Annotated in this window: 19 protein-coding genes; 6 read left to right on the forward strand and 13 right to left on the reverse strand. The window is 68.7% G+C overall.

Annotation, left to right across the window (positions count from 1 at the left end; all coding sequences use genetic code 11):
- Positions 1-20: 20 nt before the first annotated feature.
- The 3 genes from ACYVOK_RS21600 to ACYVOK_RS21610 are packed head-to-tail and all read right to left on the reverse strand — an operon-like array spanning position 21 to position 2,535.
- Positions 21-806 carry an ABC transporter permease gene (locus tag ACYVOK_RS21600; protein WP_460664293.1) on the reverse strand — a complete coding sequence of 262 codons (786 nt, stop codon included), beginning with the start codon at positions 804-806 and terminating at the stop codon, positions 21-23.
- Positions 803-1,561 (reverse strand): ABC-2 family transporter protein, encoded by a 759-nt coding sequence (locus tag ACYVOK_RS21605; RefSeq protein WP_460664294.1) that lies wholly within the window; start codon positions 1,559-1,561, stop codon positions 803-805. The genes ACYVOK_RS21600 and ACYVOK_RS21605 overlap by 4 nt, the downstream gene beginning before the upstream one ends.
- Complete coding sequence (locus tag ACYVOK_RS21610) at positions 1,558-2,535, reverse strand: ABC transporter ATP-binding protein (protein WP_460664295.1); 978 nt, start codon at positions 2,533-2,535, stop codon at positions 1,558-1,560. Before ACYVOK_RS21610 ends, ACYVOK_RS21605 begins: the two co-directional genes overlap by 4 nt.
- Before the next feature lie 62 nt (positions 2,536-2,597).
- Here ACYVOK_RS21610 and ACYVOK_RS21615 point away from each other — a divergent pair, with 62 nt between their 5' ends.
- Positions 2,598-3,578, forward strand: coding sequence for a helix-turn-helix transcriptional regulator (locus ACYVOK_RS21615; protein WP_460664296.1), 981 nt, complete (start codon positions 2,598-2,600; stop codon positions 3,576-3,578).
- A gap of 23 nt (positions 3,579-3,601) precedes the next feature.
- Complete coding sequence (locus ACYVOK_RS21620) at positions 3,602-3,883, forward strand: Rdx family protein (protein WP_460664297.1); 282 nt, start codon at positions 3,602-3,604, stop codon at positions 3,881-3,883.
- 45 nt (positions 3,884-3,928) lie between these two features.
- Here ACYVOK_RS21620 and ACYVOK_RS21625 read toward each other — a convergent pair whose 3' ends face one another.
- Together ACYVOK_RS21625 and ACYVOK_RS21630 are read right to left on the reverse strand one after the other, a co-directional pair.
- Positions 3,929-4,930 carry a Gfo/Idh/MocA family protein gene (locus ACYVOK_RS21625; RefSeq protein ID WP_460664298.1) on the reverse strand — a complete coding sequence of 334 codons (1,002 nt, stop codon included), beginning with the start codon at positions 4,928-4,930 and terminating at the stop codon, positions 3,929-3,931.
- Between the two features lies 1 nt (position 4,931).
- Entirely contained in the window at positions 4,932-5,909 is a 978-nt protein-coding gene (locus tag ACYVOK_RS21630) for a Gfo/Idh/MocA family protein (RefSeq protein ID WP_460664299.1), read from the reverse strand.
- Between the two features lie 168 nt (positions 5,910-6,077).
- On the opposite strand from ACYVOK_RS21630, the gene ACYVOK_RS21635 reads away from it, so the two are divergent.
- Entirely contained in the window at positions 6,078-6,656 is a 579-nt protein-coding gene (locus tag ACYVOK_RS21635; protein WP_460664300.1) for a hypothetical protein, read from the forward strand.
- Positions 6,657-6,710: 54 nt separating this feature from the next.
- Here the strand turns inward: ACYVOK_RS21635 and ACYVOK_RS21640 are convergent, their stop codons facing one another.
- Positions 6,711-7,712 carry an ATP-dependent DNA ligase gene (locus ACYVOK_RS21640; RefSeq protein WP_460664301.1) on the reverse strand — a complete coding sequence of 334 codons (1,002 nt, stop codon included), beginning with the start codon at positions 7,710-7,712 and terminating at the stop codon, positions 6,711-6,713.
- A gap of 21 nt (positions 7,713-7,733) precedes the next feature.
- On the reverse strand, positions 7,734-7,937 hold the full coding sequence (locus tag ACYVOK_RS21645) for a hypothetical protein (RefSeq protein ID WP_460664302.1): 204 nt from the start codon (positions 7,935-7,937) through the stop codon (positions 7,734-7,736).
- Positions 7,938-8,130: 193 nt separating this feature from the next.
- Between ACYVOK_RS21645 and ACYVOK_RS21650 the strand changes: the two genes are divergently transcribed.
- Together ACYVOK_RS21650 and ACYVOK_RS21655 are read left to right on the forward strand one after the other, a co-directional pair.
- Entirely contained in the window at positions 8,131-9,078 is a 948-nt protein-coding gene (locus ACYVOK_RS21650; protein WP_460664303.1) for a Ppx/GppA family phosphatase, read from the forward strand.
- A 65-nt stretch (positions 9,079-9,143) separates the two neighbouring features.
- Positions 9,144-9,845, forward strand: coding sequence for a GAF and ANTAR domain-containing protein (locus ACYVOK_RS21655; RefSeq protein WP_460664304.1), 702 nt, complete (start codon positions 9,144-9,146; stop codon positions 9,843-9,845).
- A 77-nt stretch (positions 9,846-9,922) separates the two neighbouring features.
- On the opposite strand, the gene ACYVOK_RS21660 is transcribed toward ACYVOK_RS21655, so the two are convergent.
- From ACYVOK_RS21660 to ACYVOK_RS21675, 4 genes are all read right to left on the reverse strand, one after another.
- A complete protein-coding gene (locus ACYVOK_RS21660) occupies positions 9,923-10,513 on the reverse strand; it encodes a hemerythrin domain-containing protein (protein WP_460664305.1) in 591 nt (196 codons plus the stop codon).
- Positions 10,514-10,526: 13 nt separating this feature from the next.
- A complete protein-coding gene (locus tag ACYVOK_RS21665) occupies positions 10,527-10,763 on the reverse strand; it encodes a hypothetical protein (RefSeq protein WP_460664306.1) in 237 nt (78 codons plus the stop codon).
- A gap of 36 nt (positions 10,764-10,799) precedes the next feature.
- Positions 10,800-10,955, reverse strand: coding sequence for a hypothetical protein (locus ACYVOK_RS21670; protein WP_460664307.1), 156 nt, complete (start codon positions 10,953-10,955; stop codon positions 10,800-10,802).
- A 113-nt stretch (positions 10,956-11,068) separates the two neighbouring features.
- On the reverse strand, positions 11,069-11,569 hold the full coding sequence (locus ACYVOK_RS21675) for a DUF2231 domain-containing protein (RefSeq protein ID WP_460664308.1): 501 nt from the start codon (positions 11,567-11,569) through the stop codon (positions 11,069-11,071).
- Positions 11,570-11,706: 137 nt separating this feature from the next.
- On the opposite strand from ACYVOK_RS21675, the gene ACYVOK_RS21680 reads away from it, so the two are divergent.
- Positions 11,707-12,114, forward strand: a complete 408-nt coding sequence (locus tag ACYVOK_RS21680) for a VOC family protein (RefSeq protein WP_460664309.1) — start codon at positions 11,707-11,709, stop codon at positions 12,112-12,114.
- Positions 12,115-12,339: 225 nt separating this feature from the next.
- On the opposite strand, the gene ACYVOK_RS21685 is transcribed toward ACYVOK_RS21680, so the two are convergent.
- A complete protein-coding gene (locus tag ACYVOK_RS21685) occupies positions 12,340-14,904 on the reverse strand; it encodes a DUF4153 domain-containing protein (protein WP_460664310.1) in 2,565 nt (854 codons plus the stop codon).
- Positions 14,901-15,599 carry a response regulator gene (locus ACYVOK_RS21690; RefSeq protein ID WP_460664311.1) on the reverse strand — a complete coding sequence of 233 codons (699 nt, stop codon included), beginning with the start codon at positions 15,597-15,599 and terminating at the stop codon, positions 14,901-14,903. Before ACYVOK_RS21690 ends, ACYVOK_RS21685 begins: the two co-directional genes overlap by 4 nt.
- Positions 15,600-15,698: the final 99 nt, after the last annotated feature.

Genomic DNA, 15,698 nt, shown 5'->3' on the forward strand with positions numbered 1-15,698 from the left:
CCCAGTCAGGACGGGCGGGCTCATGACGTAGCGCCGGTGTAGCGGCGGAGGCCCGCGCGCCAGGCGGTGATGGCCAGCAGGGCCAGGGCTGTGGCGGCGGCTACCGCGCCCAGGAGAACTGGCCAGTGCGGGCCACGGAGGAGGGTGGCGGAGGGGACGGAGGCGATGAGGGCCATGGGGAAGACATACGTGAGGACCATGCGGAGCGGGCGCGAGAAGATGTCGGTTGGGTAGCGGCCCAGTTGCCAGGCGGAATGGTAGAAGACGTCGAGTTGCAGCTTCGGCGCCCAGAACGCCAGGCAGGCGAGCAGGACACTGAGCGCCCACGTGACGACCAGACCGGCCACGACCAGCAGGAGCCAACCCAGCACCCCGGTCGGATCGGGCCGTCGGTCGGCGACGGCAATGCCCCAGCTGAGTACGCCGAGACCTGGCACCAACTGGATCAACGTGAGTGGGGACGACAACGACAAGCTGGCAAGGAAGAGACTCGGTGCCGGCTGCAACAGATAGCTGTCGAGCTTGCCATTGCGGATCCCGTTGTCGGGGAACCACGACAGGTTCGGGTCGATGAAGGTTCCGCGCAGCCCGGTGATGAGCTGGTAGGTGCCGATCAGGACGAGCGTCTCGGCTTTCGACCACCCCGCCAGAGTCTCGGCCTGGGTGAACACGATCAGCACCGGTGCGACCGCCGTACCGAGACCGACGAAGGCGAGCAGCACGTCGAACACCAGGTTGATCCGGAACGCCATGCTTCGCCGCAGCGACATGGAGAAGCTCGCGCCGAGCAGAGTCAGCAGCTTCATGAGCCCACCGCCGTGTATCGACGTACGCCGGCCCGCCAGACGAACCGTACGACGACCAGCAACACGACCAGCCAGAAGAGCTGAAGTGCGAGCGCTCCCCCGACCGACCCGCCGTACGCCGCGAGCTCGGCAGGCAGACCGCTCATCGCATAGAACGGCGAGGCTTCGGCGATCTGCCGCCAGACGTCCGGCAGGAGTCCGACCGGTGCCGCCGTACCGCCGAACAGGAAGAGCAGCGAGTGCCCGAATCCGACGATCGAGTGCACACGTTGGGTCCAGAAGGCGGTCATCGACAACAGGAATGTCAGCAGGAAGACCAACGCCGCGGCGAGTACGACGAACGGCAGACTGACCAGCACCGACCGCCAGTCGAAGCCGGTGCCGAGTGAGAGTCCGGTCAGCAGGACGACGGGTGCGCCGAGGAACGTGAGCCAGGCACGAATCGCGAGGTTCGCGCCGAGTACGCCGATCACGACGGGCTGCGGGCGGAGTAGTTCGTGGCTGATCGTTCCGTCGTAGATGCGTTCCGAGAACGTGTGCTGCTCGAACGACTCGGTCATCAGGGTGACCAGGATGATCGCGACGTAGTACCGCCCGATCGTCGGATCGTCCGGGTAGACCGCCGACCAGACGAAGAGCCCGATCAGCGGCCCGATCACCGCCTGGACGACGAGTGTCGCCAGGAACCACCAGGCGCCGGACCACTCCAGCACCTCCTGCCGAACCCGGAACCCCAACAACACAAAGGTCCTCACCGCAGGCCTTCCCGGTAGGCGCGGTCGATGACCTTCTCCAGCGGTGGTTCTTCGACAGCCAGGTCGACGACGTCAACGGCCTGCAGTAGCCGAGACGTGGTGACGGCGACCTCGTCTCTCGGGACGCGCAAGACCCACAGACCGTCCGAGGACTCGACCACCTCGCCGAGTTCGTCCACGACGCCGGCGCCGCCGCGTGCCGTGATCCGGATCAGCTTGTACGGCGACAGTCGGGCGGACAGTTCGGCGAGCGGGCCGTCGTACTCCACCCTCCCCTGGTCGATCAGGATCAGCCGTGGGCACAGCGAGGCGACGTCCGCCATGTAGTGACTGGTGAGCAGAACCGTGGCACCGGTCTGCGTCACGTAGTCGGAGACGAACTCACGAATCTGACCGGCCGCGGTGACGTCGAGACCGATCGTCGGTTCGTCGAGAAACAGCACCTCCGGCCGGTAGATGAGCGCCGACGCCAGACCGACCCGCATCCGCTCGCCGAGGCTGAGCGCCCGCAACTGCCTGTCCAGCACCGGAGTCAGCCGCAGCAGGTCCTCGAGTACGGCGAGCGTCCTGGTGAAGTCTGGTCGGGGTACGTCGTACAAGAGCCGCTGATACTCGAGCGAGTCCATCACGGTCAGCTCCTGCGAGCCGCCGACCGGCTGACTGCCGCGGACGAACGCGATGCGTTTCAGGAACCCGGTACGACGTTCCCACGGCACGGAGCCGAGCACGCGAACCCGACCGCCGGTCGGGAACAGGATCCCGGACAGGATCTTCATCGTGGTGGTCTTGCCGGCGCCGTTCGGTCCGATGAACCCCACCACCTCACCGGGTTCGATCGCGAACGACACGTCGTCGAGGGCCTGGACCTCGCGGTACTCACGCCGTACCAGCGAGTCCAGGGCCGCGCGCAGCCCCGCTTTCCGGACCGGCGCACGGAAGGACATGGACAGGCCGGCCACCTCCATCACAGTCATGACAGCGACCGTAGAAAGAAAAGACGCCAGCTTGTGGCTTGTTTTCCTGGCATAGTCGAACAGTGCGCGCCGAACGGCTCCTCCGGCTCCTGCTGCGGCTGCAGACCCGCGGCCAGTCGACCGTGAAGGAACTCGCGCAGTACCTGGAGGTCTCACCGCGGACGGTCCAGCGCGACCTCGACGCGCTCAGCCTCGCCGGCGTACCGGTGTACTCCGTGCGCGGCCGCCGGGGCGGATGGGCACTGCTGCCCGACTACCGGACCCGGCTCACCGGTCTCGCGCCGGCCGAGGTGATGTCGGTGTTCGTCGGCGCGACCGCGCACGTCCTCGCCGACCTCGGCATGGACGCGTCGAGCGACCAGGCAATGACGAAACTGATCGCCGCGCTTCCCGAGAACGCCCGGCGCGATGCCGAGTACGCCAGGCAGCGGCTGCTGATCGACCACGCCGGCTGGGACGACCGCCGGGAGTCGCCGCGCTGGCTGGACCTGTGCCGGCAGGCGATCTGGGAGGAACGGCGGATCACGATCACCTACCGGGATCCCGACGAGCCGTTCGACGTCGAGCCACTCGGTCTGGTCGCCAAAAGCCGCACGTGGTACCTCATCGCGGCTCGGCCGGACGGCGCCGTACGCACGTATCGCCTCAGCCGGGTGTCGTCCGCGGTGTTGACCGACAGACAGTTCACGAGACCGGCCGGCTTCGACCTGTCGACGTACTGGGCGCAGGCGCAGGAGCGCTTCCGGGCGACGCGGCCGTCGTATCCGATCGTGCTCCGCGTGCGCGACCGCGCCGTACTGCGCTTCCGGCCGACCGCGCCGCCGCTGCCCGATGCCGACGGCTGGTTCATCGTCCACACCGATCTCGAGAACTCCACCGAAGCCTGCGCCGCCGTCCTCGCCCAAGCCGGCGACGCGCGCGTCCTCGCTCCCCGAGAGCTCGCGGACATGGTCCAGCACGCCGCCGCCGAGATCCTCACGTCGCACCAGCCGCAACCCACTCCCCGCCGACAAACCAGGACGCGGCCAGGGTGGAGCGAGTGATCGGGGCGGCGATACTGGTCGGCGTGACGAGAGAGCCGCGGTTGGAAGTCGAGTACTGCACGCAGTGCCGGTGGTTGTTGCGGGCGGCCTGGACGGCGCAGGAGCTGCTGACCACGTTCACGACCGAACTCGGCGAGGTCGCGCTGATCCCCGGGACCGGAGGTGTCTTCGACGTCCGTCTGGACGGCGAGACCCTCTGGTCTCGCAAGGCCCAGAACGGCTTCCCCGAGATCGCCACCCTCAAGCAACTGGTCCGCGACCGCATCGCCCCCGACCGCTCGCTCGGTCACTCCGACCGCCGCTGACCCAGCTCGACGACACGCCGCCGAGCTGGGTCGAGCCTCGAGCGGTTACGAGAGCTGGAGGACCGGGGCGATCGTCTTGTTGCGGGCTCCCTCGTAGGCGGCCAGAAGGATCCCGAGTACGGCGATACCTTCCTGCTCGGTGTGGATCGGGCGGGTCTTGGCCAGCAGCGAGTCGGCGAAGTGACCGATCTCGGCGACGAAGGTGTCGACCGGTTCGGCGTCGATCGTCTGGGTCTCACCGGACCGCAGCCGCACCGTCACCGAAGTGCCGTCGCTGTGCAGGGCGCCCAGCTCACCCACCGCGGAGAACCGTTCGGTCGACGCGGCCGGCTGGTACGCCCAACTGGTCACCATCTGCCCCACGACGCCGTTGTCGAACCTGATCAGGACCTGCGCCGAGTCCTCACCCTCCATGAACTTCAGCCGGTGCGTCGACAGCATCGCGGTCGCCTCGACCGGTTGGCCCCCGGCGAGGTGCAGCATCAGGTACGTCGGGTGGTACCCGGTGTCGATCAGTTCGCCACCACCACTCGTCCTGCTGCTCGCCCGCCACCCCATGGTGCTCGGGTCGAAGTCGTTGTAGAAGCTGTCCGTGGTCCGGACCTCGTACACGGTCCCGATGGTGCCGGCCTCGAGCAGTTCCTTCGCCTTCGCCACAGCCGGCAGGAACAGCTGATTGTGCGCACACATCAGCGTCACGCCGTTGTCCTGCACCGCTTTCCGGACATCGGCCGCCTCGTCCGCGGTGAGGCAGAGCGGCTTCTCGCACAACACGTGCTTGCCGGCCTCGGCCGCCGCCACGATCGCGTCCCGGTGGAGGTGATGCGGCAGGCAGATGTCGACCGCGTCGAGTTCCTCGGTCTCCAGCATCCGGCGATAGTCGACGTACGACGTGGCACCCAGCTCCTTGCCCCGCGCAACCGCCGTACCCTCCACCGCGTCGGCGACGGCGGTGACCCGGATCCGGTCGGTGTGTTCGCGATAGCCCCGGATGTGGGCGCCCGCGATACCGCCGCCACCGATCAGACCGACCTTGATCTCTGGCATGTCAGCCTCCGTAGGAGATGGTTCGGCCTTCTTCGGCGGCCTGGTTCGCGGCGACGACCAGGCGGGTCAGCTCGACCGCCCGGGTCAGATTGTCGTCGGCCCGGGTGCCGTTGGTGATGTGGTCGACCCACTGGGCGAACGGGTCCGGGTTGTGGTCCGGCACCGGCACCTCCCGCTCGCCGACCCGCAGTACGTTGCCGGCGTCGGCGTAGGTCAGGCTGCCTTCGGTGCCGAAGAGCTCGATCGTGAACGGGTTCCGGCTGGTGAACCCGGCCTCGATCACGCCGATCTTCTGGTCCGGGTAGCCGACGGTCACGACGGCGTTGTCCTCGAGCCCCCGGCCGTTGACGGACCGGTAGATCGCACTGACGCTGTCCGCGTCGGTGCCGAGGAACAACTGCACCAGGTAGACCGGATGACAGCCGAGATCGGTGAGCGCTCCACCGATGGCGGCCTTCGGCTCGAAGAAGCGCTGCGGCAGCCAGCCTTCGGCTCCGTCACGCGGTACGGCGCCGTCGTGCGACAACCGGACCCGGCCGTAGGTGAGCCGCCCGAGCTCGCCGGACGCGATGACGTCCTTGATCGCCTGGGTGTACCCGTGCGCGAGCCGCGGCAGCGAGACCACCAGCTTGATTCCGTTCGCGTCCGCCGCCGCGATGATCTCCTCAGCCTCCGCCACGGTCGGCGCGAGCAGCTTCTCGGTGAAGATGTGCTTGCCGGCATTGGCCGCCTTGACCATCACGTCACGGTGCTCGTTGGTCGGCGTGGTGATCACGACGCCGTCGACGTCCGCCAGCACCCCGTCGAGGTCCTGGCTGAACGGCACCCCGAACTCGTCCGCCCCGGCCTGCCCCAGCGCAACGTCGTCGTCCCACACCGCGACGAGCTCCGTCCCGGAATGCGCCTGAGCCTGCCGCGCGTAGTCCCTCGCATGAACGTGCCAGAACCCCAGAACCGCAACCTTCAGCGGTTTCGACACCTTGCCTCCTCGCTGACCCCAGTCGTCGGAAAACGATCTCCCGCCCTACCTTGCCAACCCCCGCCCCACCCCACACCCCCACCGGCGTTTCATCCCACCACCCGGACCGCCACCCGCGTCGGCACGATAGGACTCGTGCGAACCCTCCGGACCAGCTCAGAAGCGGAGATGGTTGCAACGTTTCTTCGTGCTGAACTACGTTCGGGCCGGTTCGGCCCCACGCTCGAGCGGACCCTGGCCAGACGTGGTCTATCGCGGACGCTGCTGACCAACGCGAACCTGTCCGACCCGGAGGAGAACGAGCAGCGGCGTCAGGTGTTGGGTGAATTCCGCGGCTATCGCCAGGACCGCGAACTGTTCACCGGCTTCCCATACGAGCTCGGCTGGCAGCAGGTGGCGCTGTCGCCGTCTGAACTGCTCCGCGTGCGCTACATCGACTACAGCTACTGGACCGCGCTAACCGGCGGCACTCGACGGCCGACAGACGCCGCCCGGTGCATCCGGCGCGGAGGTCTGGTCTTCGGCCACATGCCGACCGGGCACTTCCTCGCTGTTGCGGATTCTCTGCGACAAGGGGCGAACTGGGAGCCGATCATCTGCGTACGTGCCGGTGACCATCATCCGATCGTGGTCCTCGAAGGTCACACAAGACTCACAGCTATGGCCCTGGCCTCCGACTGCCTCCCTGACGAGGTCCCCGTCCTGCTCGGCACGTCCCGCGCGATACCCGACTGGCCGTGCTACTGAGCCCCGCCCATACATCGGCGAACGCCGTGCATCCGTCACGAGGTGGGCAGTGTGTCAGCCGTCTGCACCGGGGCCAGGAAGTGTTGGGACGTCGTCTGGAAGTAGCTCTGTTCGGTAGCGGATCAGGCGGAGGGGGTGGCGGTAGTGGCCAGCCTGGAGGGCGGCGTCGGCGGTGAATTCGACGACGAGCTTGGGTTGGACCTTGAGGATCGGGGTTTTGCTGGTGCGGCCCCATTGGGTGCTGATCTCGTCCGGCCACGGATGCCGGGACCCGGCAGGCTTCAGCAGCGGCGCGATGGCGGCGGCCTGCTCGTCCTTCAGCTTCACGGTCCGGCCGACCACCTCGAGTTCCTTGCCGCGGTACCGCCCCACCACCAGGACCTCGGGCCGCTCCAGGGAACCGGTGACGGCGCCCACGATCGCCTCGGCCGTGTCCCGCTGCTTCACCTTGATCCAGTCGCGGCGGCCGGGCTGGTACCTGGTCGACGCCCCCTTCACCACCAGACCCTCGACACCGCTGGTCTTGAACGCCGCCAGCCACTCCAGCGCCTCGTCCGGGTCATCGGTCACCGGGGACAGCTGCAGCGGCGGTCGCCAGTTCGCCGCAAGGGTCTCCAACCGGTTCCGCCGTACGGTCCAGCGCATCGTGCGGATGTCGACACTGTCCGCCGCGAGCATGTCGAAGACGATGAACGACGCCGGCTGGGCAGGGGCGAGCTTGGTCCGGACGGTGGCGACGGTGTTCACCATGCGCTGTTGCAGTGCGTCGAAGTCCAGCCGCTCGCCGGTCCACACCACCAACTCGCCGTCCAGCACACAGTCAATGTCGACCTGGGCGGCCAGGGCCTTCTGTACGTCGGGGAACTTTGCGGTGAAGTCCTTGCCGTTGCGCGACCACAACCGTACGTCGCCGCCCTGGCACACCGCACCCGCGCGGAACCCGTCCCATTTCAGTTCGAACCGGGAGCCGCCCGGCATGCCGTGCTTCCCAGGCAGCTTCTCCACCGCCCGGGCCAGCTCCAGCCCGACCGGACCCAGCAGCTCCGCCGCCGGCACGAGAGGTGCGCCTGGGTCAGCTCATGTGCCGTACGGCGAGCGGTTCGGTGGCGACAGCTTGATGCCCTCCGCCTGCGCCTTGGACCTGATCGCTTCCTCGGTCCGGCCGAGCCGCACACTCATCACCCCGACCGGCGTGTTGCCCTCGGCGAGCTCACGCAGTTCCCGAAGCTCCTCGTCGGTCCACTCGTGCCCGCTGTCGGGACGAGGCGTCGTCTCCGCCATGGTCCGCTCCCTCCGTCGAAGGTTGCCTGCGGCACCGGTACCCGGTACCCGGTGAGCACAACCGGCTGAGGAGCGGTTTGCCCGCGGGCACCGGTACAACGTGAGAATCGGCGTACTGGACATCGGGTCGAATTCGGCTCAGCTGCAAGTCGTGGAGGCCTCGCCTGGTGCGCCGCCGCTACCGACCCACGCGGTGAAACACCCCACGCTGCTGGGTGAGGCGATCCAGCCGGACGGCTCGATCACCTCCGAGGGCGTGGACCGGGTGATCGAGGCGGTCCGGGGTGCCGCCGCGGCGGCTCGGTCACTGCAGGTCGAACAGCTGTTCGCTTTCGCCACGTCCGCCGTACGGGACGCCACCAACTGCGCCGACATCGCGGACCGGCTGGAGAGCGAGACCGGGATCCAGCCGCGCTTCCTGACCGGCGAGGAGGAGGCCCGGCTGACCTATCTCGCGGTACGGCGCTGGTACGGCTGGTCGGCCGGACGACTCCTGGTCCTCGACATCGGCGGCGGTTCGATGGAGATCGCGCTCGGTCGTGACGCCAGACCGGAGTTCGCCGTCTCGCTGCCCCTCGGGGCGGGCCGGCTCACCAGGGCCTTCCTGCATGACGATCCGCCGAAGCGCGAGCAGCTCCGGGAACTGCGCCGGCACGCCCGGGCGACGCTGCGTGAGGTCTCCGACCGGCTGCGCTGGGAGGGCGACCCGAAGCGGGTGATCGCCAGCTCGAAGACGTTCAAGCAGCTGGCCAGGCTGGCCGGTGCGCCGCCACAGCGGACCGGGCCGTTCGTCCGTCGTACCTTGCACAGAAGCGACGTGGCCGCGTGGGCTCCGCGGCTGGCGCGGATGCCGGCCCGGGATCGCGCCCAGCTACGCGGCGTGTCCGAGTTCCGCGCCAAACAACTCGTCGCCGGTGCGATCGTCGCGAAGGCCGCGATGACGGCACTCGACATCAAGCGCCTGGACGTCTCGCCGTGGTCACTGCGCGAAGGCGTGATCCTGCAGCACCTGGAAACCGTGATGCACCAGGACCAGCCGCTCAGCATGGACTCCCTGCAACCCACGCGCGTCCTGGAGCCCGAGAGCTCGCCCCCGGCCAACGTCAGCCCGATGCCGTCGAGAGGACTGCCCGCCCGCTAGTTGCCGCACGAATCGAATGGGGTACCGATGGGACAGGTTGTGGGGACCGTGGTGGAGGAGTGCGGGTGACTGACCACGAGATGATCCTTGCTCGGCTGGCCGGACTGGTCGCGGCCCATCCCGAGCCGGAGCATCTCGCGCTGCGGATGGCGGAGGCCTGTCAGGTGCTTCTCGGCGTCGACGGCGCCGCGATCACCATCGAGAACACCTCTCCGCGCCGGACCACGCTGTGCGCCACCGATGGCGTGGCGTGGCGCCTGGAAGATCTCCAGGAAGTGACCGGCGAGGGACCCTGTCGCGACGCCTACCGGCTCAACGAGCCGGTCGTGTTCGACCTGGAGGAGGGCGGGGTGGACCGCTGGCCCGCGTTCACCACGGCTGCCCTCCAAGCGGTCGGCCGCCACACGACGTACTCGTTCCCGATGCGCGCCGAGGGGCGTCCGTACGGTGCGATCAGCATGTACGCCGCACGTGGGCGACAGCTCAACGAATCCCTCGCCACCGCGCAACTGGTGGTCGACGCCGTCGGCGCCGTACTGCTCAGCGCACCCGCGGACGACCTCGTCGTCAGCGGCGACTTGTGGGCGTCGCGGGTGACCGTGCACCAGGCCACCGGCATGATCATCGCCCAGGCAGGCGTGCACAGCGTGGACGCCCTCGCCGTCCTGCGTGCGCACGCCTACGCCACCGACCAGCCTCTCGCCGATGTCGCCGCAGAGGTGGTCGATCGCCGCCTCGACTTCAAGGACCTGATTGACGACGACTGAGACGCGCCAGCGGGCCGGCCCCGGCGTGCGGCCGACGCCGTACCTGCAGTGATAGCAGGTACGGCGCCGTATCGGAGCTAGTGATTGCGGCCGGTCAGGGCGTCCCGGAGGCGGTCGATCATGCCGACGCCGGGGCCGAGGATCAGGTTGGCGGGCGGCTTGTCCGGCGCGGACGGGTGCGGGCGCGTGGGTGCCGACGCCTTCGCCCGGACCACCAGCCGGCCGAGCTCCTCCAGCTCCTCGACGCTGCACGCCGCCTGCATCCGCGGCAGCAGTTGCTGCTCCTCGTCCTGGATGTGGAGCCGAACGTCGCCGATCAGGGTGCCGACAAGTTCGTCGAACACCGGATCGGTCGCGTCGACCCCTTCCAGATCCTTCAGCGTGCGCTCGACCTCCGCATGCTCCTCGATCTCGTGGTCGGCGACCCTGTCACCGTCCGGCAGTACCCGGCGCGCCGCCGGGTACATGAACATCTCCTCTGCCACGGAATGACGGACCAGCTCGGTCGTCAGGTGGTCGGCCAGATCCCGCCGGTGCTGCGGCGTACCGGCGCCCGACTCCAGTTCGGCGAAGATCCGCTCGATCTCGCGGTGATCGCTCGTGATGACCGTGACCAGATCGTCCTGCCTCCCCGGTGGTACGACGCCTGCCGGTTCTCCTGACGTCACAACGCCACCTCCGTCAGCCGGCGGTCTCTTCCGCGGACAGGCGCTGGGCCAGCATCTCCTTGCCCTGCTCCCCGGCCTTGCGGTTGTTCTCCTGGATCTTGCGGAACCACTCGGCCAGCTCGGAGTCGCCGGCCGCGTCGGCGTCGGCGATGTAGGTCTCCATCTGCCAGGTCCAGTGCAACGATGCCTGCAGCACCGTCACCAGGTTGTAGTTCTTGTCCTTCACCGTGCGCTCGGGATCCTGTGCCATCACGCCTCCTCGAATGGTTGGCCGCCGTACCAGAGATCACTCCGGCGGTCCGGCGGGGTCGCCGGATTCGTGTTCGTCGCCGTCGCGCGGCGGGTCGTCGTCGGCGACCGTCGCGTCCGGCCGGCCCTCCTCCGGCGCCGTCATCGTCGGCTCCGCGTCCTGGTCCTGGTACTCGTCGTTCGGCTCGGTCATGCCGGCCCGGTACCCCCCGACGACTCACCGACACGTTCGGTTCATGCGCTCCCCGTCACGTGGATTCGCAAGGCCTTGCGAGCCGTCCGCGGGGGCGGCGGACGTTGGAGGGGTTAGCGGTAGCCCTCGCGTTGGGTTTGTTCGGCGGCTACTCGGACGCCGTAGTGGTAGGCGAGTTGACCGCCCAGCCAGCCGGAGGCCCCGAGGAGGGCGAGTGCGATCAGGCTCAGCACGAAGGCGACGACACTCGCCTCCTCGTACCCCTGGCCGGCCCGGACCGCGAAGCTGACGGCGAAGAGGATCACCACGGTCAGGTTCAGCACCATGTGGATCAGGCCTGTCCTGAAAACCTTCGTGCCGCGGGGAATGACGAGCAGATCCATCAGCCCGAACACGGCGGCCAGGACCGCACCGACGATCCCGATGCCGATCAGCCAGTACGCCCCCTCCGCGAACACGGGCTCCGAGTCGGCAGCGGCAAATGCGACCACGTCGAAGACGGCGCTGGCCACCCACGCGCCGATCGGCACGGTGACCATGACCGGATGGAACGGATGCCCGTACGGCCCGGCCAGGCTGGACTTGGGGCGCTTCGCACGCTCGAGGTCATCCATCGTCGTACTCCTGAGCTCGTCGACGGACCGTAACCGTCGCTTCTATCGCCAGTACCCACTGGCAATAGACTGCGATCGCGCCCGTGCACCCAGCGGGCACCGAGGACGGCACGCTTGACGACAGCGAGGGAGCGCCCATGACCGAGCCGAGCGCCGACGGTACGTCGTACGCACCGAAGATCGACGCGGTGGGGATCGACTGCGCGGACCCCGATGCAGTCGGGCGGTTCTGGCAGGCGCTGCTCGGCGGCGAGCTGCGACGGGCCGAGGACGGCGTCACCGAACTGCACGGTGGAGCGGTGCGGTTGGACTTCCAGCGCGTGCCGGAGGGCAAACAGGTCAAGAACCGGCTGCATCTGGATCTCTATGTTCCGCCGGAGGCGCGAGAGCAAGCCATCGAACGGGCGATCCGGTTGGGTGCGACCCGCGCCGACGACCTGTACGACGGCGGCAGGTGGCAGACGATGCGCGACATCGAAGGCAACGAATTCTGCATCGTCTGGGGTGGCGGAGACGGCGTCACGCCGGAGGCAGCCGACGGGTGAGAGGCGTCACCCAGCGATCAGTGGTTGTGACGCATCGCACAGCTGCCATCGGCGAATGGCGGGACCTGGGGCTGGGTACCTGCTCGCCACGCGATCAGGGGTCGCGCCGGCCGGTGCCCGACGTCGGCCGGTGAAATCACGCGGATTGGTGGCGCGTGGCGGTGGAGTGCGGCGAGAACCACGGGCCGGGTCTCCCCACCCCGCGCCACCAAACGTCTGCAGCCGCTACCTGGCCGGTTCGCTCGTGCAGGTGGTCGGAGTCGTTGCCTCGCCGGCGCTGATGAGCGGGTTGGCACGGTGGCGGCCGAGGTTCCACTCGAGCCAGTCGTTGTCACTTACCGCGCGATAGCGCATCGCACACCCGACCACGTCGTCGGGCAGCTTGGCCAGCACCGGTACGGCGTCGTCCGAAAGCCCTTGCAGGTGACGCCAGTCCACCTTGCCGGTCTCGGCGTACCGGTCGACGTTGTGCTGGGCGATCCAGGCGTCCGGGTTGATCGCGGCAAGCCCGAGCAGGAGGGTCGCGCCACTGAGCAGTGCCGCCCGCGGCAGCCAGCCGGCCTTCAGCGTCACCCCGGCGATCATCACGCCGATCACGAGCAGCCCCAACCAGCCCTCGAAGACGTCGACGAGCAGACGGAGTTCGGTGAAGCCGTACGCCTCCTGGTAGAGATGCATCCGATACAGGGCGGACGCGACGACGACCAAGGTCAGTAAGCACAGCAGGCCGAGTGATCCCCGCAGCCAGGCCACGTCCGCGGCCGTTGCCCGCGGAGCCTTGCGAGCGGCGGCCCACACCACGAGCAACGTGAGCGCAGTGGCCACCGTGAGCTGACCGAAGCCCTGGTGGACGTACTCGGCATACGTCAGCCCGGTGGTGCGCTCGAGATACTCGTGTCCGCCGAAGTTGGCCGTGACCTGCGCAGCGAGAAAGACCAGGAAAACGGCGTCCACGAGCAGCACCGGCACCAGCCACTCGTAGCGACGGGCGACCGGCCGCGCCGCCCCGGATCCGGTCTCGACGTTGGGCGGATTCAGCCCGAGGTACGTCGCTGCCAGCACAACTCCACCAACGGCAACGGTGACGAACGCCCGCAGTACGAACGAATCAAGCTCCAGATCCGGCACGACCGCACCCGCCCACTCCGCGAAGACCGCATCGGCCGAGGCGAACAGTAGGCCGAAGACCAGGACCCCCAGCAACGACCACACGACCGTTCGCAAGGCCGCCGCGCTCGTCCGCAGACCCTTGACGGCCTGCGCCGAACGACCGAGCCAAGGCAGTCCCCGCAATCCAGCGAGCGGCCAGGCCAGCCCGGACAGGACGAACGCCGGCAGTGTGCGGCCGTTGACCAGCCCGGCCATGCACAGCGCACCACCCGCCAGGAGGCACAGTACGACGATCCACTCCGCATCTCGGACAACGGTGGTCGCGGCCAGGAGCACGCACAGCGCGGCACAGACCTGGGTGAAGCGAGAGCGCCGATTCACGCTGAAGGCAAGGATCACTGCCCCGGCAGCCAGCAGGACGACGAACGTGCCGAGGCCGAGGTCGCGGAACGGCAAGACGATGCCGGCCAGCAGCCCGACGCCCAAGCAGTACAGGACCGCACGGACGCTCCCGGGCAGACCGGCCTCGGGCCAGAATCTGCCGAACAGCATGTCCATTCCCGACTCCGGCGGTTGCGCGGCGACGGGGGCGGGAGTGGCGACCGGTTTCGTCATGACTGGCTCCTGTGCCTTCGTGCTGACGTGGTTGTCGGCCCCGGCTGTGCGGGGGCTGTGCCGTGGTTCGCGCGGCAGGTTCGCCCGGACCCGGGCACCGGTACTGCCCGGCGCGGGATCGACGAAGTGGATGGTGCCGCCGTGGAGATCGGTCACCCAGCGGGCGATCGCCAGCCCGAGACCGGTGCCGCCGCCACCGTCGGCTCCTGTCAACGTGCCGAATCGTTCGAAGACCCGTTCCCGGTCGGCGGCCGGCACACCCGGTCCCTCGTCGGCGACCTCCAGCCGCCACCCCTCGGGCGTCGCCTCGGCGCTGATCCGAACCAGTCCCCGGGCAGGGCTGTGCCGGGAGGCGTTGTCGAGCAAGTTGGCGACCAGTTGGTGGAGCCGAGCCGGATCCGCGTACACGGTCAGATCCGGGGGTGTGACGCGTACGTCGTACCGCACCTCGCGCCCCACCACTCGCGCCTCGGCCACGGCCCGTTCCAGCAACTCCCCGACCGATACCTCGGTGGTGGACAGCCTGGCCTCACCGGCATCGATTCGGGCCAGATCGAGCAGGTCGTTGGCAAGCGCCGAAAGCCGCTCCGCCTGATCGAGCGCCGTCCGCAACGCGACGGGATCCGGCTCGGCGACGCCGTCGACCAAGTTCTCGAGTACGGCGCACAACGCGGCGAGCGGGGTCCGCAGCTCATGACTGACGTTCGCGACCAATTCGCGACGCCGGCGGTCGACGGCTGCCAGGTCCTCCGCCATCCGGTTGAACGCCCGGGCCAGCTCTCCGACCTCGTCGCTCGAACTCGCGGTGACACGTGCGGAGTAGTCGCCACGCGCCATCCGCCGAGCCGCGGCGGTCATCTCCCGCAGGGGCGACGTCATCCCGACCGCCAGCAACTGCGTCACACCCAGGGCCAAGGCCACCGTGACCGGGATGCTGAGCCACACCGGTACGCTGCCGACGGCTCCGACGGCCGCGACGATCGAGGCGACGACCACGCTGACCGCGACCAGCAGACCGAGCTTGACCTTGACCGACGTGACCTGATCCAGCAGCGGGCTGCTCATGTCGCACTCCCCGGCTCGAGGGCGTAGCCGACACCATGCGCCGTGCGCACGCGATCCGCGCCGATCTTGGCTCGCAACGCCTTCACATGGCTGTCGACCGTGCGGGTGCCCGACGCGTTCGGCCAGCCCCACACATCGGCGTACAGCTGTTCCCGGGTCAGTACGGCGCCCGGCTTCGCGGCCAGACAGAGCAGCAGATCGAACTCCGTCGGCGTCAGATGGACCTCGCTCCCCGCGATCCACACCCGGCGGGCGGCCGCGTCGATCCGCAGGTCGCCCAGCTCGGTGACCGGGCGGACAGCCAGCTCGGCGGCCCGTTCGACGCGTCGAAGCAGAGCAGCCACCCGTGCCACCAGCTCCCGCATCCGGAACGGCTTCGTCAGGTAGTCGTCGGCACCGACGCCGAGCCCGACCAGGATGTCCGCCTCGTCGTCGCGCGCGGTCAGCATCAACACGGGCACCGGCCGATCGGCCTGGATCCGCCGGCAGACCTCGTGCCCGTCGAACCCGGGCAGCATCACGTCCAGTAGGACCAGATCCGGCGCGGTCTCGGCGAACATCGCCACCGCGCCGGGCCCGTCCCAGGCCTGCACGACGTCGTACCCCGACCCCCGCAACCGGTCGGTCACCGCCTGGTTGATCACCGGCTCGTCCTCGACCACGAGGATCCTGCGGGCTGCTCCGTCGACTGCCACGGTTCGAGCGTAGGAGCGGAGCTGGTCAGGAACGGCGGACGACTCGTGAAGGTTCTGTGCAGGTCTTCCGGTCGCGGAACGCGTCGAGGTGGCGTAGTG

It is taken from the genome of Kribbella swartbergensis, assembly GCF_054784135.1.